The sequence below is a fragment of the Chryseobacterium arachidis genome (assembly GCF_900129245.1).
Lineage (GTDB): Bacteria > Bacteroidota > Bacteroidia > Flavobacteriales > Weeksellaceae > Chryseobacterium > Chryseobacterium arachidis.
Map to the genome: position 1 here is coordinate 37,235 of NZ_FQUT01000011.1, position 21,640 is coordinate 58,874.

Sequence of the window (21,640 nt, forward strand, 5' to 3'; positions counted from 1 at the left end):
TTAGTTTTTATTTTGGTAATTCGTTCAGTAACCTCACTTCAATAATTTTTGGAGTCAGAGATTTTTCGCCTGAAATAAATTTTACGGTGAGTGTCTCTTTATTCTTTTCCGATTCGGGAACCGGGATTAACAATGTTTGTGGTGAACTTCCCATTTTCCCTTCAAAATCTTTTGAAAATGTTTTAATTCCATTGATTTCGGCATTCAATGTACGATTGTTATTGGCATCGAAATACAATAGGTAAAGATATTTTGCATTTTTATCCTTATTTCTCATCTGATAGCTGAACCAACCTTTGGCATCTCTAAAATGACGGTCTTCCATATAGCCATCGTAAGCATCTTTGCTGTCAAAAAAGTGGTCAGATTCCGGCTGTTGCTCGCCTAACTGAATTTTATCTGTTGTGATATTATCCAGTTTTCGGACAGCTTCTTCTTCCTGAGCTTTTTTCTGCTGAATGATTTCGATTTTATCCTGAGTTGCCTGAGGAAAATAGATGATGTAACGCTCTTCCTTAACCTTATAAAAAGGAACAAGTTCCAATCCAGTACTGAATTTATTCTGAGGATAAAGACCATTAATTTTAAATGTCAAATCTTTTTCATTAACAGGCTTTAAATGATTCAAAACAGTTGTCGAAGATCCCAAAATCGTCGGAATATCATTCAGAGGAATCTGTGGGCCGTGCGCAATATGTCCGCCACGGCTGTCATCGGCAAATAATCCCTGCTGATTTTCTTTGCCATATTTGGCTGCCAAAACGATGGGTCCGTATCTGAATGCATAATAATCTGAATTGTCGGGAAGCTGTTCTGCGGAAAGATGCATCGGCATTTTCATCTCGATGACATCGCCTTTTTTCCATTTCCTTTTAATATTGATATAACCTTCGGAATCGACAGGAATACTGATATTTTTTGAATTAATGGAAACGCTTATCTGTGAAGCATTCGTCCATTCCGGAGCTCTTAATTTTAAATTGATTTCGGATTTTGGGGCAAGGTCAAAAATTAATTTTGTGGAAGGTGTCTGTGGGAAATTATTTTCCTGTCTTAAAACTAATTTTTTCTCCGACCATTTTAAAACAGACGGAATAAACAGATTGATATACAAATCGTTATTCGAATGTGCATAAATCATTTCGCCATACTTCGCGTGGTTTTCCATTCCTGAACCTACGCAACACCAGAAACTGGTTTCCGGCTGAGAATACACCCTGTAATGACCGGGACGCATCGGTGTGAAGTACACAAAACCACCCTTTTCAGGATTTTGCGTGGAAAGAATATGATTGTATAAAGCTCTTTCATAATAATCCAGATAAGACGACTTCTGGTTTGTGGCAAAAAGTTCTTTGGTCAGTTTCAGCATATTGTAGGTATTACAGGTTTCGGGACCTTCAATACTTTTAATCATTCCGCTGAAATCGGTTGTTGGATTGAAATGTTCGCTGACACTGTTTCCACCAATAATTGCAGAACGTTTTTGGGTAACATTAGTCCAGAAAAAATCTGCCGCACTGCTCCACTCTTTATTATGTTCCAAATCGGCAATCCTTTTGAAGCCAATTACTTTAGGAATTTGTGTATTGGCGTGAATTCCTGTCAGTTTATCTTCGTGAATCAGCAAAGGATTTAAAATGGCCAGATGTGAAAAACGATGCGCAAGCTTGAGATATTTTTCATTTTTGGTAATGTCATAAACATCGGCAAAAACCTCGTTCAGACCGCCGTGTTCGCTTCTCAGCATCTCCTGAATCTGCTCATCGGAAAGTCCGGAAACTTCATCCGCCATCCAATCAGTTAGCTTGATGAGCATTTTCTTTGCCTTTTCACTGTCTGCATACCAATAAGCATCTCGTAAACCTGAATATATTTTGTGAATATTATATAAAGGAACCCAACGGTCATTCAATCCGAAAGCCGATGCGCGGATATTGCCATCAGAGATTTCTTTCCAGATTTTTTTGCCATTCGGAACGCCGGAAATATAGCCGTTTCCTGAAAGATTCTGGCAACGCTCCAGCTCATCGATCATATAATCGAGGCGCTGTTTTACTTTGGCATCGCCTGTTGAAGCGTACATCAACGCCAAAGCTGAAATATAATGGCCGCCAATGTGACCATCCAATCCTGTATTTTCCCAGTTGGGATAATTTGTTTTTTTAGGATTAAGTCCTGCTTCTTTCAGATAAGGCGCCAGTAAACGGTCGGCATCCATCGACATAATGTAGTTCTTATCCGTCTGCATCGCCCTGCTGAAAACACTTTCAGACAAAGCAACCTTATTCAGCGGAAAATAACTGACCGTTTTGCTCACCTGCCCAAAAGCAAGCGTACCTAAACCTAAAAATACTATCAGCGATTTTTTATTCATTAATAAATGTCTATTCAACATTTCTAAAAATAAAAGAAAGAATCAATATGACAAAGAATTTTGCAGAATAAGCCGATGGAATCAAAAAAAAGTATATTTTAAAGTCTTAGAAAAAAGCTGAAAACGGCAAGGACTTATCATAAAAATTAAGATTATTAAAAATCGCGATAATCAGAACCATACGGCTAAATCGCTTGTATAAAAATGAATACGGAATACCGAGTGAAGGCGTCCGTAATTTATATAAATAACTTATCGTATTTTTAAGACTAAGCCTCAACTATAGTTTTTGGGTAAATTTAAAATGAAAGGAAACTTAATTTTAACATATTTTTAACGTTGAGTTCATCTGTTTTTAATGTTTTTAATGAATAAAATATAAGCTTCAGAGCTATTAATTGCTCCCAAAATATTAAGGTAAATGATGAAATTTGGATTTTTTAAAAATAAAAAATAAAATAAAGTGTATAAAATACATTTATATGGTTTCAACTGTAGAATCAAAGCCTAAAAGCATTAACTTTGCATAAAAATTATAATCGATGACACAAGACTATTCTCATTTTCCACGACATCTGGTAGCTGTTGACTGCATTATTTTCGGGTTCGATGGTGAAAATCTCAAGATCCTTCTGGTACAAAGGAATTTTGAACCGAAAATGGGAGAATGGTCATTAATGGGTGGTTTTATCGGGGACGAAGAAACCTCTGATGAAGCGGCACAGCGTGTCCTGAACACACTTACCGGGCTGGAAAATATTTATCTCGAACAGCTTAATTCCTATACTCAAATCGACCGCGAACCGACGGCGAGAATTATGTCGATTTCGTATTATGCACTGATCAATATTGAAAAAAATATTCAGATCAATGAAAAATATAGCGCAAAATGGTTTGATCTGCAGGATTTTCCGAGCCTGATTTTCGACCATAATGAAATGGTGAAAGATGCGGTTCTGAGACTGAGAAGAAGGGCTTCCACACGACCTATCGGTTTTGAGCTTCTGCCGGAAAAATTCACGATGAAAGATCTGCAGACTTTATACGAAGCCATCTTTAACGAACAGTATGACAAGCGGAATTTCATCAGCAAAATCAATGCGCTGGATATTCTTGTGAAAACGGAAGGAAAAGATATGAGTTCGTCTAAAAAAGGGTCTTTTCTTTACACTTTCGATGAAGAAAAATACAATAAGAAAATTGCGGAAGGGTTTATGTTTAAGATTTAAACTTAAAAACTTCCTGTAAATTTCACTTTGATTCCCAGCTGGAAATTAGCAATGGTTTTAAAGATTTCGATTAAAGTGACACGCTCTATTTTGGTAAGTTTACTGATTTCGATATAATTATCAGGATGCTTTTTATCAATATTAATCTGGTTTGCCTGATTTTTTAGCCGAAGTGCCATCAGATAATAGTAAGACTGATGCATTTCGTTGTATTGCTGCTGGGTGAAAACTCCTATTTCCGTCAGTTTTTTCATTCGTTCGCCGGTATTCTCTATTTCCAACTGGTTTTTCAATGCATACACCCGAAGCAAATCTACAATTGGCGACATCGCAGTTTTGATATCAAAAACCTCTGATTTCCCGATGGTCTGGGTTTTAATTCTTTTCAGAAAAGTCAAAGGCGGTTCGTACTGTAAAGCATTTTTGGCAATATGAGCAAAAAACAGCTGATTGGGTGAAGCTAATTTTTCCTTGATATAGTTTTTAAGGTCTTTCACAATACTTTCTTCACCATAAATAAAACGGAAATCGAAAAAAGTGGAAAGCTTCATTGCGGTTTCCGGCACCGATTCTTCGATCCATTGGTTGTAATTTCTTTTCCAGTGAGAAAGAGAATGGGTCCATTTGGGATTACTTGCCATAAAATTTCCTTTGCAGTATTCAAAGCCAATGGTATTGAGATCATCCGAAACTTTTTTGGCAAAATCCAGAAAATATTCCCTTACCATTTCGCGGTGTTCATTGGCTTTATCCTCGTAGATAATTCCGTTGTCCTGGTCTGTGCTTAGAGTCTGTTCTTTCCGGCCTTCGCTCCCGGTCACGATAAATGCAAATTTTGCGGGAGGTTTTCCTATCTGCCTGATAACTTTTTCTATTACTTTTACTGTTATTGTATCGGCAATTGTTGTGATGACCTGACTGGCAATTTCACCGTGCACTCCCCTTCCCAATAATTGGGTAATAATATCCGGAACCTGTTTCCATTTTTTCTTAAGTTCTTCTACACTTTCAGCCTGTTTTACCGATTGGATAAAAACAAGCGGGCTCTGCCCCTGCTCGCTCAACAGGCGGTTTCTGCTCAGAAAACCTACATACTCGCCATTATCTTTTACAAGAAGATATCTTGATTTGGTTTTAAACATCATCAGAACCGCTTCATAAAGATAGGCGTCGCTGGAAATACTTACAATGGGATTATCCATCACCTCTGAAATTGCAATTCTGGAATCCAGGCAGTGGGCGATAACATTATCTCGCAAGGTAATATCTGTCGCATAGCCGATAATTTCCTCACTTGCTGACTTTTTCACAAAGATGCAGCTTACTTTATGAGTGGCCATCATTTGAGCCGCCTCAAAAACAGGAGTATTTTCTTCGCAGGAAACGATACTTTTATAGGTGATTCCTTTTATTTTTCTGGAATAAAGCTGGTCGGCCGCAAAATAACTTTCTTCAAACGTTGCGGGCGTTTTTACGAAATGAGAAAATTCCTCATCCAGCATTTTTTTGCCGAAATCTGATGTAAAATAATGGAAAAAGTCTTCATACGCGTTACACAACTCGTAAAATTCCTTTTTCGGTAATGTATAAACAACGGTTCCCTTTTTGGCAATCGCCGATTTCAATGCACGTACTCTGTTCAGCACCACAGATATTCCCCCAAAACAATAAGGCGAATGGTGTATCGAAATACATCTTTTGTTTTCCGCTGCATCGAAAAAAAATGTTTCGTATTCTCCGGATTCAATAATGTCTACCCCTCTCATTTCCGTTACTTCCTGGCGATAGACCAAGGTATCTTTGGAAAACTCGGTTCTTGTGAATGTTTCCGAGATTTCTGCAAGAACGGTTTCGGGTAAAAGATGAAAAGGTTCTGTTATTTTTAAAAGTGAAATAATTTTTTCCTGCATCATAGTTATTTCATTTTATGGGTTAAAAACTTTAAACCGGATTCGATTTTCTGATGAATATTCTGAAAGTCAGCTTCTGAAATCTCTCCACGTTTCCGGATCTCAAAAAAACATTTTGCAGTTATTTCTGCATCGATCATCGCATTGTGAAGATGTTCCATTTTTTCATTAAAAAGAAACTCGTAAAGCTTAGGCAATTTAAAATAATCAGCTTCAGGATTAACGACATACTCTTTACTTTTAAGCATTGTGCAGTAGAAATGACTCTGCAGAAAAGGATTTTTCAGGTTTGCCCTGTAAAAATCAGCGCTCAGTGTGTGAATATCAAACTCTGTAAAATGTCCCGTAATCAAGGGTTGAAATTCTTTTATATCCGTTGAAAGCTTTTCTAAAACCAAAGTTCTTTCCTGTCCGTTTTTACTTAGAAATTCTTTGGTAATCCCGTGGATTTTCAATGACTTCGAACTGATTTTCAAATCCTCATTAAAAATATAAAAATTTTCACGTTTAATTTCCTGAGCATTTTCGTCATAAATAACCCAGGCCACCTGAACTGCGGAAGGCCAGTTATCTTTCTCAGAATAAGGCAGGCTCCATCGTTTCGGGATTCCTGTAGTTTCGGTATCGATGAAAAGAAAATAGGTTTTCAAAATACAATCAAAATTATAAAAAAAATAAAAAAGGATGCCTCAAATGACATCCTTTTTATAATACCTTAAGTTTACCAAAATCTCACGTAAAGTGCAGTTAATAAAAGTAACGTTACAACAATTAAAACCAATGTTCTGTTGTCTACTTTGAACATTGATGCATCGATTGCAAATGCTTTCGGGTTCACTTTCGGACCGGCAAGACTTATCCCAACCATCGTCAGAACCGTGAAGAAGAATGACCAACCCATATTAATCAAAAACGGAATTTCAGTAATGGTGTGAACTACGCCGTTTTCCAGTTTTTCATAAGTGAAAGCTGTGTACAACCAAGTTTCTTTCCCGAAAATATCCACAGCAAAACTGTTGAAGAAAATCGCCAGAACGAATCCTAAAATTACGCCTACCAAAGCTGCAGTTCCGGTTGTTCTTTTCCAGAACATTCCTAAAAGGAACATCGCAAAAACACCCGGACTGATAAATCCTGTATATTTCTGAATAAAGGTAAATCCACCTTCACCGCCGATTCCCAAAGCATCTGTCCAAGTGAAAGCCAAAGCAACGAACATCGCAATGATAATCGCCCATCTCCCGGTTCTCACCATCTGGATTTCCGTTGCATCAGCCTTCAAATATTTTTTATAAATGTCTAATGTGAAAATCGTTGAGATACTGTTCACTTTCCCTGCCAAAGAAGCAACAATTGCCGCCGTCAAAGCCGCTACAGCAAGACCTTTCAGACCAATCGGCAAAAATCCTAATATTGCGGAATAGGCACCGTCTTTCACTCCGTTAAAGCCAGGTAAGTGACCTTTTGTATACAAAACGTAAGCTGCAATTCCTGGAAGCATAACGATAATCGGCATAAATAATTTAAGGAATCCTGCAAATAAAATTCCGGTTCTCGCCGTTTTCAAATCAGCTCCCAGAGCTCTTTGCGTGATGTATTGATTGCAACCCCAATAATTTAAATTAACAATCCACTGTCCTGCAAAATACATTGCCAATCCTGGAAGAACCACATATTTCTGAACATCAAGATTTTCAGGCATTGCTAAAGTCGTTGTTGTCTTAACCGGTTTTTCAAGCATTAATTTGAAATGTTGCGGTGCTTCATTCATCAAGGTCTGAAAACCTGCAAAAGCATTTCCTACAGCCGCTCCGTTGATTCTCTGGTCAACAATCTGAAGTGCCATATAAACCGTAGCAAAACCTCCGATAATCAAAACCGCCACCTGAATTACGTCGGTGTAACCGATTACTTTCATACCGCCAAGACCGATTAATAATGCCATTAGAAGCAATCCAATCATAATGATATGAAGATGACCGCCACCCAACAGCGTATCAATTGCCAAGGCACCCAAATAAAGAATCGAAGTAAGATTGACAATCACATATAAAAACAGCCAGAACACCGCCATAATCAGGGAAACCGATTTGTTGTAACGGGTTTCCAGAAATTGCGGCATCGTATAAATTTTGTTTTTAAGATAAATTGGAATGAACCAAATGGCAATAATGATGAGCGCCAATGCAGCAATCCATTCGTAAGCTGCCACAGCTACACCAACGAAAAATCCTTCGCCGGACATCCCGATGAACTGTTCCGCAGAAATATTGGAAGCAATCAAACTTGCTCCAATCGCCCACCAAGTGAGTGAACCTTCCGCAAGAAAATAATCTTTACTGCCTGTTGCTGCGGATTTTTTCTTTCTGTAAATCCAGATTCCGTAAGACGCTACCACCACAAAATAAATAAGAAATATGATGATATCTATAGTTGCTAAATTTCCCATACTCTACTTCTTAACTGAGAATTTATAAATTGTTTTTGAATGATACTTCTGTCCCGGCTTTAGTTCTGGAGAAGGGAAAGAAACCTGATTTGGAGAATCCGGAAAATGTTGTGTTTCTAAACAAAAGCCTGTTCTAAATTCATTTTTTCCGCCCGTTTTGGTATTGAATTTTCCATCTAAAAAGTTTCCTGAATAGAATTGAACGCCCGGTTCATCGGTCAAAACTTCCATTACTCTTCCTGATTCAGGATGATAAACTTTGGCAATGCTTCTCAATCCGCTTCCGTTCAGAATCCAGTTGTGGTCGTAGCCTTTTCCTTTTTTCAGTTGGTCGTCATCTGCATTGATATCTTTTCCAATTGTTTTTGAAGCTGTGAAATCGAATGCACTTCCCTTCACCGCTTTTTGCTCACCTGTAGGAATCAGAGTTTCATTAACTGGTGTAAATTTATCCGCATTAATCTGCAATTCGTGGTCAAGAATAGTTTTTGAAAAATTCCCTGAAAGATTGAAATACGAATGTTGAGTCAAATTCACCACAGTCGGTTTATCGGTTTCCGCTTCGTAAGAAATTTCCAAAGCATTATCATCTGTCAAAGTATACAAAACAGTTGTCGTTAATTTTCCAGGATAGCCTTCTTCACCGTCTGCGCTTGTGTAAGTCAGTTTCAAAGTCGGGAATTTTGCATCTTTTACAGGTTCAATATTCCAGAATTTGGTATGAAACCCTTCTTTTCCTCCGTGAAGACTGTTTGGTCCGTCGTTTTTATCGATATCATAGGTTTTACCTTCCAAAGTAAATTTGGCATTGGCAATTCTGTTTCCGTAACGGCCAATCAATGCCCCAAAATAGTAAGGATTTCCGTTGAAATAATCTTCAGGCTTGGTAAATCCTAAAACGACATCTTCGTATTTTCCGTTCTTGTCGGGAGCGGTAAGTGAAGTAATAATTCCACCGAAGTTAATGACTTCCAGCTTCATTCCGTTTTTATTGGTCAAAGTATATTTTTTGATGGAATCGCCTTTTGAAGTGACTCCGTAATCTGAAACCTGTATGTTTTCCATTGTTTCCGGTTGAGTTTTTGATTGATTTTCTTTTTTATTGCACCCGAAAATACATAAAACGGCAAAAAGAATTATCAGGTTGATACTTGTTTTTCTCATTTTTTAGAAGTTTTGCAAGTTTAACGATAATATATTTCATTCCAGCGAAGTGTGTTCTTAAAATCACGGATTTTTGTATCTTCATCAATAACAAGCGATTCGATGCCTGCAATCTCTGCAAAATCTTCCAATTGTTCTACGCTGATGTTCTCACTATAACACGTGTGATGCGCTCCACCTGCCAAAATCCACGCTTCAGCTGCTGTGTACAGGTCAGGAAGCGGTTTCCAAAGAACTCTCGCAACAGGAAGTTTCGGCAACTCTTCGGTGATTTCCAATGCTTTTGTTTTGTTGATTAAAAGTCTGAAATGATTTCCGAAATCCATTAAGGCTGCATTTAAAGAATCGATATTTCCTCTCGAATTGAAAACCAGACGAACCGGATCAGCTTTTCCGCCAATTCCCAGTGGATGAATTTCACAAGATGGTTTGTCAATCGCCAAAATAGGGTCAACTTCCAACATATGTGAACCTAGAATTGAAGGATTTGAAGGATTCAAATGATACGTATAATCTTCCATAAAGGCATTTCCGCCATCCAAACCTTGTCCCATCGTTTTCATCGCACGAACCAAAGCGGCAGTTTTCCAATCGCCTTCTCCGGCAAATCCATACCCTTTTTCCATTAATCTTTGAACGGCAATTCCAGGCAATTGTTCCAAGCCGTGAAGATCTTCGAAAGTATCTGAAAAACCTTTAAAATTTCCGTCTTTCAGGAATTTTTCCAAACCTAATTCAATTCTTGCGGCAACTTCCAGAGATTTTCTGTTTGAACCTCCGGAAAGAAGGGATTCTGCCATTTTGTATGAAGCTTCATATTCTTCAATTAAGGTTTTGATTTCGCCATCGCCAATCGAATTGACAACGCTTACCAAATCCCCGATTCCCCAAGTGTTTACCGAAAATCCAAATTTGGTTTCCGCTTCTACTTTATCGCCATCCGTAACGGCTACAAATCTCATATTATCACCAAAACGGGCGAACTTCGCACCTTGCCAATCATCCCAACCAGCCGCAACTCTAGTCCATTCTCCAATCTGTTTCTGAACTCTTTCTTCCGCCCAATGTCCTACGACTACTTTTCTGTTTTTGCGCAGACGGCTTACCATAAATCCGAATTCACGGTCACCGTGCGCTGCCTGATTCAGGTTCATAAAGTCCATATCCATCGTAGACCACGGAATATCCTGGTTGAATTGCGTATGAAGATGCAACATTGGCTTTTGTAATGCGGTCAGTCCACGAATCCACATTTTTGCGGGTGAAAACGTATGCATCCAGGTTACGATTCCGATGCAGTCTTTTGCAAAATTGGCAGCTGTAAGTGTTTCAAAGATTTCTTCTGTCGTTTTTACGGTTGGCTTCAAAACCACTTTTACAGGAATCTGTGATGAAGCATTGAACGCTTCTACGATTTTCGCTGAATGTTCCGCAACCTGTGCTAATGTTTCAGGGCCGTATAAATGCTGGCTTCCGGTGATGAACCAGATTTCTTTCGTATTGAGAGGTGTTAACATAGTTATAAATGATGATTTATAAATGATTATTGATGTTTAATTATATTTTTTAAGCTATTTAAATTGAACCCTTCGGGTTCTGTAGGATTTTGTAACTTTTTTCCATAGGTTTCACCTACGGCTACTGATATTGAACCCTTCGGGTTCGTAGTCTTCTATGGAATGATGACAATTGCCAAAAGCTAAAAGCCATTCGCCAGAAGCCAAACTACTGTCCGTAATAGGCATTTTTGCCGTGTTTTCGTTCGTAATGTTTTTTGATCAATGAATCTTTCAAACGAGGTGCGTTCGGATTAATTTGCCTTGTGAGATAAGCCATCTCGGCGATAGTTTCTAGAACTTTGCTATTGTAAACGGCTTTTTCAGCATTTTTTCCCCAAGTGAACGGTCCGTGATTTCCGATGAGTACCATTTCCACTTCTTCGTAAGACAAGTTCTTTTCTTTGAAACAATCCAGAATCTGGATTCCGGTGTTGTATTCATAATTTCCTTCGATTAAATCGTCTCGCATCGGCGGTGCGCATGGAATATCTGAGGTTAAATGGTCTGCGTGGGTTGTTCCAAAAATCGGAATGTCCAACTGCGCCTGTGCCCAAGCTACGGAATAGATGGCGTGTGTATGTGAGATTCCACCGATGTTTTCCCAGTTTTTGTAGAGATAAGCGTGGGTTTTGGTATCGGAAGATGGTCTTAAATTTCCTTCCACCACATTGGCATCGTAATCTAAAATCACAATGTCTTCCGGTTTCAATAATTCGTAAGGAACACCGCTCGGTTTGATGGCAAAGATTCCTTTGTCACGGTCAACGGCGCTTACGTTCCCGAATGTGTAAACGACCAGCTTCAATGCATCGAGCTGCATATTGGCTTCGTAACATTCTCGTTTTAATTCTTTATAGATGCTCATTTATTTAATTTTTAAACTTTCGTTTGTCATTCCGTAGGAATCTCTACAAAGCTTGCTTAGATTCCTACGGAATGACAAACGTCCTGGTTATAATCTTCTCCTATTTGACGCTGAATCTGCAGCCCGGCTTGAGCGGAAATCCTTTTTTGCATTGGAAAAGCCCTGGCAAAAAAGATTGGGAGCGGAAGACGGATAAAGCTGCCATAATAATTTTAGTTATTGGTTGATAGTTGTTGGTTGATGGTTTTTAAATGATTGTAATTATTTAACAGGTCGCCTCTACAAGGCTCTCTTTGTGATGATAATATTTACATATTTGCTATTAACAGGGCGCTCCTACGGAGCTTTTCTGCTTTAACTTCTATCAACTATAAACTTTCAACCGTCAACTTTTTCTTTGATTTGATATTGTTTTCTGTGAAATCTGCGAGAATCTGATATTGTTTCATAAATTCTGCATATTTTTCTACTTTTTCCACTTGTGGAAAATATTCTGCTTCGAAATCGGAGCCCATTTTTTGACTGGCTTCCTGAACAGTCAGGTAAATTCCAGCCGTAACAGCCGCATAAATGGCTGCACCCAAAGCCGGAGCCTGGTCTGATTCCGCCACTACAATCGGCATATTAAGAACGTTGGCCAACGTCTGCATAATGAAAGGGGATTTTCTGGCAACGCCACCAATTCCGATTACTTTTTCGATTTTTACGCCTTCTTCTTCGAAACGGTCAACGATTTTTTTGGCTCCGAAGCAAATCGCATTCACCAAAGCTTTGAAAATATGCGGTGCTTTTGTCCCCAATGAAAGGTTGCTGATCGCCATTTTCAGTTCCTGATTGGCATCTGGCGTTCTTCTTCCGTTAATCCAATCCAACGCAATCGGAACAACTTCCGAAAGTGGAATTTTTTCCGCTTCCAAAGTGAGATTGTGAATAAGATTGTTCTCTATTTCTTCTTTTAGCAACTGCTTTTGATTTTCATCAATGAGATTGGAATTCATCAGAATATTGTGTGTAGGCCAAGTCAGAATATCTTTGTACCACGCCAAAACATCACCAAATGCAGATTGCCCCGCTTCCAATCCCATCAATCCCGGAATCACGGAACCATCGACCTGTCCGCAGATTCCTTTAACCGTTTTGTCGCCGATGATTTCGTTGGGAGCGACCATAATATCGCAGGTTGACGTTCCCATAATTCTGATTAGTGTATTTTCCTCTACTTTTGCTCCCACCGCTCCGGAATGAGCGTCGAAAGTTCCGACAGCAATTACCGTATTGGTCGTTAAGCCCAATTTTGTTGCCCATTCTTCATTCAGATTTCCGGCAACTTCATCGGACGTGTAGGTTTTATCGTACAACCTGTCGCGAAGTTCTGCCAGTGAAGAATCCAGCTGACCGAGAAATTCTTTGGAAGGAAGTCCATCCCACGATTCGTGCCACATTGCTTTGTGACCAGCTGCACAACGGCTTCTTTTAAATGTTGCTAAATCCTGGTTATCGGAAAGTAAAAAGGTAAGGTAATCGCAATGTTCCATCCAGCTGTATGCTGCATTTTTCACCGCTTCATCTTCTCTGTTAATATGAAGAATTTTTGCCCAAAACCATTCGGAGGAATAGATTCCGCCTTCAAATTTTGTATAATCTTCACCGCCCCAGTTTCTTGCCAGATGGTTGATTTCCTCAGCTTCGTTGATGGAAGTATGGTCTTTCCACAGCACCATCATTGCATTAGGATTTTCTGAAAATTCAGGCAAAAGTGATAAGGCAATTCCATCCTTATTCACGGGAAGCGGTGACGAACCTGTCGTATCAATACAAATACTGGCGATATTTTCCGGCGCAACGCCACTTTCTTTGACAACGGTTGAAATGGTTTTTTCCAAACCTTCGATGTGGTCGAGCGGATGCTGACGAAATTGGTTTTCTTCCGGCTTGCAGAACTTTCCTTCTTTCCATCTTTGGTAATAGCTTACGGAAGTTGCCAGTTCTGCCCCGTTTTCCGTATCAATCAAAACGGCCCGAACAGAGTCTGTTCCGTAGTCTAAGCCGATAACGTATTTTTTCATTAACGAAAGTGATTTATTTTGATTATTGTTTTTAGCTCTTTTTAAAATAATTGATGCAATGGATTACATTCTACAAAGATTTTTCATTAAGTTTTCATTTACCTTAAAGAATTCTCCCGTTTTCTGTTTAAGAGCTAAAACAAATATAAGATTCTATTTTAAATAAATGTAATATTTACACTTAATTTTAAATTATCCTTTATCTATGGTAGTTTGAAGCTATTTTATTCTTAAAATCACTAAAGAATTTGCCGGAATTTCAACCGAAATCTTTCCTTTTTTAATGGCCTGCGTTTCTTCTTTTGGTGTAATGGTTTCTAATTGGAAATTATTTTCATCGGAAAGTCCTGCAGAAGTCAGTACAATTTTGGTGAATTGACTTCCCATTTTACTATTTTCCGGATTGATTTCAACTGAGGTTTCCTGAGGATCAGCATTAACAATTTTAATGATGGTTTCTCCTTTTTTAAGATCACGAACCGCCGATGCATAGAGATTATTCTCACCTTTCAACGGTTTTCCGTTTTCTGAGATTTTAATTAAATCCGTTCCTTTGTTGTTGGAGAATAATTTCTGAACGTAATAATTTGGAGTAGCATAAGATTTTAAATTATTGAACCAAATCAAATCCGGCGTCCATTGCCAACCGTCTGCGTGGGCGAAAAGCGGTGCATAAGAAGTCATTGTCACGACATCTGCGTTGCGTTCCAGTCCGGTCATAAAAGCGGCTTCCGAAAGTGCGGTCAACCAATTGTTCTTATTGTCAGGTTTTACAACACCAACCGATTGTGCGGCATATTCTCCGGCAAAAACTTTTGGTCCTCTTCTATCGTATTTATCGTATCTGTCAGCATTTTTTAAAAACCATTCCGGTGAATTGTAGTAATGTTCGTCAACAATCTGTGCATTCAGTTTTTTAAGCTCTTTCCAGCCGTAATCGAAAAATTCACCATCGGGAGACGGTCCGCTTCCGGAAATGATTTTGATATCGGGATATTTGGCGTGAATCGCTTTTTCAAAAACTTTGTAGCGTTCAATGTAATCTGCACCCCATTGCTCATTTCCAACACCGATGAATTTCATATTAAAAGGTTTTGGATGTCCCATTTCAGCACGAATTTTTCCCCATTTTGTTTTGGAATCGCCGTTTGCAAATTCAATCAAATCCAAAGCATCCTGGACATATGGATCCAAATCTTCCATTTTCACCAATTCTGCAGTGTTGAATTGACAAGCCATTCCGCAGCTTAAAATCGGAAGCGGTTCTGCTCCCAAATCCTCCGCCAACTGGAAATATTCAAAAAAACCAAGCCCGAAAGACTGCCAATAATCCGGAGTGAGACGGTGAGCAAATCCGTTATTCCATTTGTTAATCAAATTTTCTCGGTCTTCCACTTTACCAATCGTCTTTTTCCATTGATAACGTTCTGCCAGAGTTCTTCCTTCGACAATACATCCGCCGGGAAAGCGAAGAAATCCCGGCTGTAAATCGTATAATCTCTGCACTAAATCTTTTCGCATTCCAGCTTTTCTGCCTTTCCAGGTGTCTTGAGGAAACAGTGAAATCATATCCATATTCACAACACCTTTTCCGGTAAAAGTGATTTGAAGTTTAGCTTTTTCAACGGTTTTGGAAGGTACAAAAACAGCATTGTATTTTTGCCAGCCTCCGCCTTTGATGATTGTTGAAACTGAAGAAATCACTGTTCCATTTTCATCAATCAGACTTGTATTGACGGCAGAAATATTTCCTGACACATTTTCCAGATTGAAGCTTAAATCATATTTCTCGCCTTGATGCAAACCGATTCCCCTGAAACCTTCGTTCTCAAGAATATAATTTTTATCATTCCAGACCGTGATTCTTGCGTAGTTTTTATTGGATTTGGATTTGTCGGTTATAATCGTCAAAAAGCCGGAATCTAAATTAGGAGACAATGTTTTTGTGTTGGGTTGTTTCCAGCTAGTCAAAGGTTCATCAAACTCGAAACTTCGGTTTTTAATCAGTTCAGCATATAATCCACCGTCTGCCGCAAAGTTGATGTCTTCAAAGAAAATTCCGTACATCGTTGGCTGGATTTTGATGTTGGTGGAAGTTCCGTCCAAATCGAGGAAATGGGTTTTAATAGTTTTATTTTGGGCTGAAAAAAATGCAACACTTAGCGAAATAGCGGCTGTGAATATTTTGGTTTTTGTTTTCATTGATTGGTATTTTGTAGACGAATACATTTAGACTCTCGCAGATTATCTTGATTTTGCAGATTTATAATTCTAAGCTTAAAAGGTTTTGATTAAATTAAGTTTCAGAAATTATTTAACCTGTAATTGAAGACTTTTCAAACCTGATTCATCGGAAGTTCCGCCGTAGAAAATCGTGTAATTTCCTGCTTTTGGAGCCAAATCATCTACTTTTTCATCATAAAATTTAAATGAATCTTTAGAAATCATTAACTGGATATTTTTTGTTTCCTTAGATTTAATTAAAACCCTTTCAAAAGCTCTCAAAGTCTTTACTGGCGCAGAAGAATCATTGTTTCTTTTTACATATACCTGAATCACTTCCTCTCCGTCTCTTTCCGAATTATTGGTAACAGGAACTGTAATCGTCAGATTTTCATTAGCATTGATGGTACTTTTGTCCAACTTAGCATTTCCATAAACAAATTTTGAATAACTCAACCCATGTCCAAAAGCGTACAACGGTTTTTCCGTCATATAACGATAGGTTCTTCCCTGCATATCATAGTTTTCAAAACCCTGATGTTTGCTGGTTTTAGACAAATTATTATCAAGCTGTTCCAGATTTTTATAGAATGTAATCGGCAACCTTCCGGACGGATTGTAATCTCCCGCCAAAACGTCTGCAACGGCAGTTCCTCCGGATTGCCCGCCATACCAAGCATTGATAAGTGCATCGTAATTTTTTTCATCCTGCGATAAACCCAATGAACTTCCCGTACAAAGGACAAAAACGACAGGTTTTCCTGTTTTTCTTAGTTCAGCCAACAATTCACGCTGGACTTTCGGAAGGTCGATAGACGTTTTATCGCCACCTTTGAAACCTTCTGCATTCACCATCATTTCTTCGCCTTCCAGACTTGGAGAAAGTCCGCCTGCGAAGACAATAACGTCCGCATCTCTCACTTTTTCCTTTACTGCAGCAAAATTAACAGGATCTTTTCTGTACACATCAAAAGTAATGCTTACATATTTTCCTTTTTGGGTGTGGCGTAACTCTATCAGATATTCTTTTCCTTTTTCCATTTTCACAGGAAATTCTGAAGGATGTCTTGCATCAGGCCCTTTTCTGGTTGCTATTTCTTTTCCATCAACAAAAAGTGTATAAACATCGGAAGTTGATGGCGAAAGAATCACATCGCCCGTATAAGGGCTTTTGAAAACGCCGGAAATAATAGCCGATGTATTTTCTCTTCCGACATTCGGGGCAAGCTGAGTTCCGCCAAAACTATTGTAGTTGATTCCGCTTTTATTTACAGAAACATTAGCGGGAGTTCCTTTGAATTCATTATTGTTAAAAAAGGTAACTTTCATTCCTTTTTCGCCTTTTTTCTGGCTTAAAAAGTTTTGATAAAGCGAAGTTCTGGAAGACGGATCGGCAACTTCGGTCCCTTTTTCATAAATGATTTCTGCGTTTGGAAATTTGGTTTTGATTCCGTCCAAAATCGTTACAATGGAAGAAGGTGTTCCGTTATAATTTCCCAACTGCATCAATCCGTCATCAGCATTCGGACCGACAACAGCGATTTTTTTGATGTTTTTATTTAAAGGTAAAACATTATTCTCATTTTTCATCAGCACAATTGATTTTTGTGCCATTTTTAACGCCTGTTTTTTATGCTCTTCAGAATCCACAACAGAATATGGAATTGAGTTCCAGTGAACGGAAGACTTCGGATCCAGCATTCCCAATTCAAACCAGCCTTTCAGAATTCTTCGCATCGAAATATCGAGGTCTTTCTCAGTGATTAATCCGCTTGCGAGAGATTTATTTAAATTATTATACGTGTCGCCACACTCTAAATCTGTAGAATGTTTCAGGGCGTCTGCAGCGGTAGTTTTTTCGTCAGGATGTGTTCCGTGGTACTGTTTCTGGTAGAAATCTGCCAATGCCCAACAGTCGGAAACAACCATTCCATCGTAGTTCCATTTTCCACGAAGAATTTCTGTCAATAAAGTATTGTTAGCACAGCAAGGCTGACCGTCAAAAGCATTGTACGCACACATCACTTCCCTTACATTTCCTTCCAGAACCAATGCTTTGAAAGCCGGAAGATACGTTTCGTACAAATCTCTTTTGGAAACTTCGGCGTTGTAAGAATGTCGGTTCCATTCTGGGCCACTGTGAACGGCGAAATGTTTGGCGCAGGCGTGGGTTTTGAAATATTTTGGGTCGTTTCCCTGCAAGCCTTTTACGGCTGCAACGCCTAAAACAGAAGTCAGATACGGGTCTTCACCATAAGTTTCCTGCCCTCTTCCCCATCTAGGATCACGGAAAATGTTGATATTTGGCGTCCAGAATGTAAGACCTTCGTAACGTCCGGTTTTTTGAGATTCATCAAAAGATCTATTGTATTTTGCACGGGCTTCGTCGGAAATCATTTCAAACGTTTTGAGATGTTCCTGGACATCCCAAGTCGCTGCCATTCCGATCGCCTGCGGAAAAACCGTGGCTGTTCCTGCTCTTGCAACACCGTGAAGTGCCTCGTTCCACCAGCCGTAACCGGGAATATCCAATCTCGGAACGGCTTTGGAATTATCCATCATCATCCCGATTTTTTCATCAACGGTTAGTAATCCGAGAAGATTTTCGATTCTCTGCTCGACCGGAAGTTTGGGATTTTGGAATGGGTATTTAAAAGTTTGTGCGGATGAAAAGGCACAAATTAGTATTGACAGAGAGAAAAAAAGTTTTTTCATGGGATAAAATTTTTTTTGATCAATTTTATTGTGGAATCACTATAAAATGATATTTCAATTCGGTAAAAGCAAATATATCATAATATAATTAATAAATGTATAATTAACACTTAATTTATTTAATTTTTTATGCCTAAAAAGCCATCAGAAAAATCTGATGACTTAATCTGTTGATGAAAAATCAAATCTTTATTTTTTGATTAACTTATGCACAGATGTATTTCCTGCAACCGTTACTTCTACGAAATACAGACCTGAAGGCAGATTTGATGCTTCAATTTTGTTTTTTCCTGAAGAAAGCTCTTTTTTCGAAATAATCATACTTCCTTTCGCATCGTAAATTGTGTAGAAGGCATTACCTTTTTTAACATCAATGAAAAACTCTGTCTTAACAGGATTTGGATATACCTGTACCTCATCAGCATTAACTGCAGATTCTGAGGTGGCCAAAGTAGCAAAACTCAACGGTAAAAATGCTGCAGTATACGGATTTCCTTCTGTAATATATCCCTGGAAAGGATCAATCATCGGTTCGCTCCCTGCAACCACTTTGTAAAATCCGGTCACGTTGTTTTCCGTTTTTAAAACATACGCCCCTGCGTAAACTTTAATTTGGTGATAAACGCCATTCACCTGGTTTACCGTAATCGCTTTTGGTGTTGATACAGATCCGGTTCCTGTGAAAGTGACCGTTCCTGTCGCTGCGATCAATACCGGAGTATTGGCCGGAATCATTCCTATTATCGGTGAACATGCCACGCTGCCTGAGCCGGGAATCATCGTGTAAGCCGTTACATTCGCCGGAACTGCTGCCTGAAATGGCAACAAAACAACTCCGTAGCCGTTGAAATTTCTGGTGTAGGTTGCCGAAGTCGCTGTAAAATCAAACGGAACCTGGAAATCTTTGCCCTGATCTGAAAGCGTCAGTGTCGTGCAGTTTGTTCCTGAAATGACATTGGTATTGGTATTTGCCACACTGCTGTTAACATAAAAAATACTGTTCTTATTCTCAGAACCCGCGATCCAGCTTGAAGTTGGCGTGATGCCGGTTGCCGTACGGAAATCTAATGAAGTATATTGGTTGTTTTCCATCGCATCTAAAAGACTGCTGTCTGTCTCGGTATATGCTCCGGTAAATTTTGCCGCTCTTTCGTTTCCGACATTAAAATAAACATCACCCAGGTTTAAAGTTAAGATCGAACTGTAATTTCCGCTTCTTAGCCCTAAAATCCCTTTGCATCCGAATGGAAGCGTTGCCCTTGAAAGATCAAAGACCAGATTAAAGCTTCCTGATCCGGGTGCTGATAAATTCACGCTTCCATAATTGTAATTTCTTACCACATTATCATTATCAACATAATACAATGTAGTATTTGATGATGACTGACCAAGCGTTGTCGTATAACTTAAAACATTTAAAACCAATTTATTATAACGATCATTCAAAGCAATATATCCGTTGGCCGCCGTCATATTCTGGCTGAAAAGCGGTGTTGAATTATAAAACGTCACGGTCTGCCCTGAAATCTGGTGTGCTGTACCAAAGGTCGGATTTGTCGTCGCTAAAGTTTCAATTTTGTTGTAATGAATTTCAGTTCCGGTCATGTTAGAAACAGGTCGGTCGCCACTTTTCGTAAACACAAAAGTCATTACACTAGACGGTGCCACAGACACCTGCGGTCTGAATGTATCGGTAGTAAAGGTCAGCGGCGCCGACGTCATATTCTGTGTTTGAGAAGTAGTAATGCTGTTCGCAGAATTGGTATAAAAAGGAAGATCCACCTTAAGATTATAAGTGTTTGTGGAAGAATTTATTACCATTAGTGTCACCTGATTTCCATCCAGAGAAATATAGGAAGAACCTTCCAGACTGCCTGTTCCCACTTCCCATTTGGTATCAATTCTGTTTTTGTTGGTGGTTGTTTTAGCATATTGAGATAAAATGTAACCGCGTTTGGTCATTTCACCTGCAACGGTTCCGTTTGTACCGTCACCCATCATTCCATAATATCTTTTGGATGCATAATGTACCCATGCATTCACATTTCCGAGCATCGCATTATTGACGGCTCTCGCAAAAGAAAAACCATCAATCGACCAACTGAAATCACGTGCAGGAACGCTTGTATTAGAGTTCCAGTTGATGAGATATTCTGTCTGCCAGATCTGTTTATTATTCGCCTGAAACTGCTTGTATGCCGACTGCATACTTCCATATTGATGTCCGCCATAGACTTCAAAATTGGCCATGGTTGCTGTATTTAAAAAGGCATTGGCAAAATTATCTGTAAAACCAACACTTTCGGGAGCAATGACGTTGCAGTTGATGAGCTGACCGTAATCCCTTACAAAATTTGCGATCTGTGTCGATGTCCAGATGCAGCCCGCGTATTGCGCCATTTCGTCCGGCTCGTTTTGAATTGAAATATAATCCAGCGCCACGCCATTATTTGCAAGATAGGTTACAAAACTGTTCAAATGTAAAGCGTAATCCTGATAATGTTCAGGTTTCAGATAACCGATCTGCTGCACACCATTGGCATCCGTAAAAACGGCATTTGAATGATTATTTGTTTTCCATGCTGCAGGCATTGTCCATGGACTTGCGAAAACGATCAGTCCCATTGCCTTTGCCTGTTGAGCAGTTGCTAAAACCTGCGGCCAGTCCGCTTGATTTTCAGGAATATATAACCTCAAAATATTGTATCCTGCGTCGGCTGCGCCGGTTCCCCAAAGTTTTTGAATCTCCGCCGGAGTCATGTGATTGTACGCAAACTGCGGACTGCATACGAAACCGCCATAGCCGGTCACTTTTTGATATACAATATTTTTGTCGATTGTTACTTTTGCAGGCAACGCTGTCTGTGCATCTGCAAATTGAGTACAGATGATGCCTACCGCCAGAGCAAGCATCCGGTTTAAAATTTTTCTCATAATGTTCTAGTTTTAATTTTGATAATTTTCAGTAAAGTTTGGATAATACAATCCTCTTCAAGACAGTTTATGATTAAAAACCATCAAGAAAATACCCTGAAAAGTTTCAGGCAGCTATCGTAAATAAAGTTATACTACAAGATCCTTAG

At 39.0% G+C, this 21,640-nt stretch carries 12 protein-coding genes; 1 reads left to right on the plus strand and 11 read right to left on the minus strand.

What is annotated here, in order from left to right; translation table 11 throughout:
- Positions 1-7 precede the first annotated feature (7 nt).
- Entirely contained in the window at positions 8-2,377 is a 2,370-nt protein-coding gene (locus BUA89_RS16925; protein ID WP_072960985.1) for a glycoside hydrolase family 127 protein, read from the minus strand.
- A 542-nt stretch (positions 2,378-2,919) separates the two neighbouring features.
- On the opposite strand from BUA89_RS16925, the gene BUA89_RS16930 reads away from it, so the two are divergent.
- Positions 2,920-3,606 (plus strand): NUDIX hydrolase, encoded by a 687-nt coding sequence (locus BUA89_RS16930; protein WP_072960988.1) that lies wholly within the window; start codon positions 2,920-2,922, stop codon positions 3,604-3,606.
- A gap of 2 nt (positions 3,607-3,608) precedes the next feature.
- Here BUA89_RS16930 and BUA89_RS16935 read toward each other — a convergent pair whose 3' ends face one another.
- The 10 genes from BUA89_RS16935 to BUA89_RS16980 all read right to left on the minus strand — a co-directional run bounded on the left by BUA89_RS16935 (position 3,609) and on the right by BUA89_RS16980 (position 21,491).
- Entirely contained in the window at positions 3,609-5,519 is a 1,911-nt protein-coding gene (locus BUA89_RS16935; RefSeq protein ID WP_228420597.1) for a DUF294 nucleotidyltransferase-like domain-containing protein, read from the minus strand.
- 2 nt (positions 5,520-5,521) lie between these two features.
- Complete coding sequence (locus tag BUA89_RS16940) at positions 5,522-6,166, minus strand: 3'-5' exonuclease (RefSeq protein ID WP_072960990.1); 645 nt, start codon at positions 6,164-6,166, stop codon at positions 5,522-5,524.
- Positions 6,167-6,237: 71 nt separating this feature from the next.
- Complete coding sequence (locus BUA89_RS16945; protein ID WP_072960993.1) at positions 6,238-7,965, minus strand: sodium:solute symporter family transporter; 1,728 nt, start codon at positions 7,963-7,965, stop codon at positions 6,238-6,240.
- A 3-nt stretch (positions 7,966-7,968) separates the two neighbouring features.
- A complete protein-coding gene (locus BUA89_RS16950) occupies positions 7,969-9,129 on the minus strand; it encodes an aldose epimerase family protein (protein ID WP_072960995.1) in 1,161 nt (386 codons plus the stop codon).
- A gap of 20 nt (positions 9,130-9,149) precedes the next feature.
- Positions 9,150-10,646, minus strand: a complete 1,497-nt coding sequence (gene araA / locus BUA89_RS16955) for an L-arabinose isomerase (protein WP_072960997.1) — start codon at positions 10,644-10,646, stop codon at positions 9,150-9,152.
- Between the two features lie 208 nt (positions 10,647-10,854).
- Entirely contained in the window at positions 10,855-11,553 is a 699-nt protein-coding gene (locus BUA89_RS16960) for an L-ribulose-5-phosphate 4-epimerase (protein WP_072961000.1), read from the minus strand.
- 368 nt (positions 11,554-11,921) lie between these two features.
- Entirely contained in the window at positions 11,922-13,619 is a 1,698-nt protein-coding gene (locus tag BUA89_RS16965) for a ribulokinase (protein ID WP_072961002.1), read from the minus strand.
- Between the two features lie 219 nt (positions 13,620-13,838).
- Positions 13,839-15,821, minus strand: a complete 1,983-nt coding sequence (locus BUA89_RS16970; protein ID WP_072961005.1) for an alpha-L-arabinofuranosidase C-terminal domain-containing protein — start codon at positions 15,819-15,821, stop codon at positions 13,839-13,841.
- Positions 15,822-15,929: 108 nt separating this feature from the next.
- Positions 15,930-18,557, minus strand: a complete 2,628-nt coding sequence (locus BUA89_RS16975; protein ID WP_072961007.1) for a beta-glucosidase — start codon at positions 18,555-18,557, stop codon at positions 15,930-15,932.
- Positions 18,558-18,746: 189 nt separating this feature from the next.
- A complete protein-coding gene (locus BUA89_RS16980) occupies positions 18,747-21,491 on the minus strand; it encodes a T9SS type A sorting domain-containing protein (RefSeq protein WP_072961009.1) in 2,745 nt (914 codons plus the stop codon).
- Positions 21,492-21,640 lie beyond the last annotated feature (149 nt).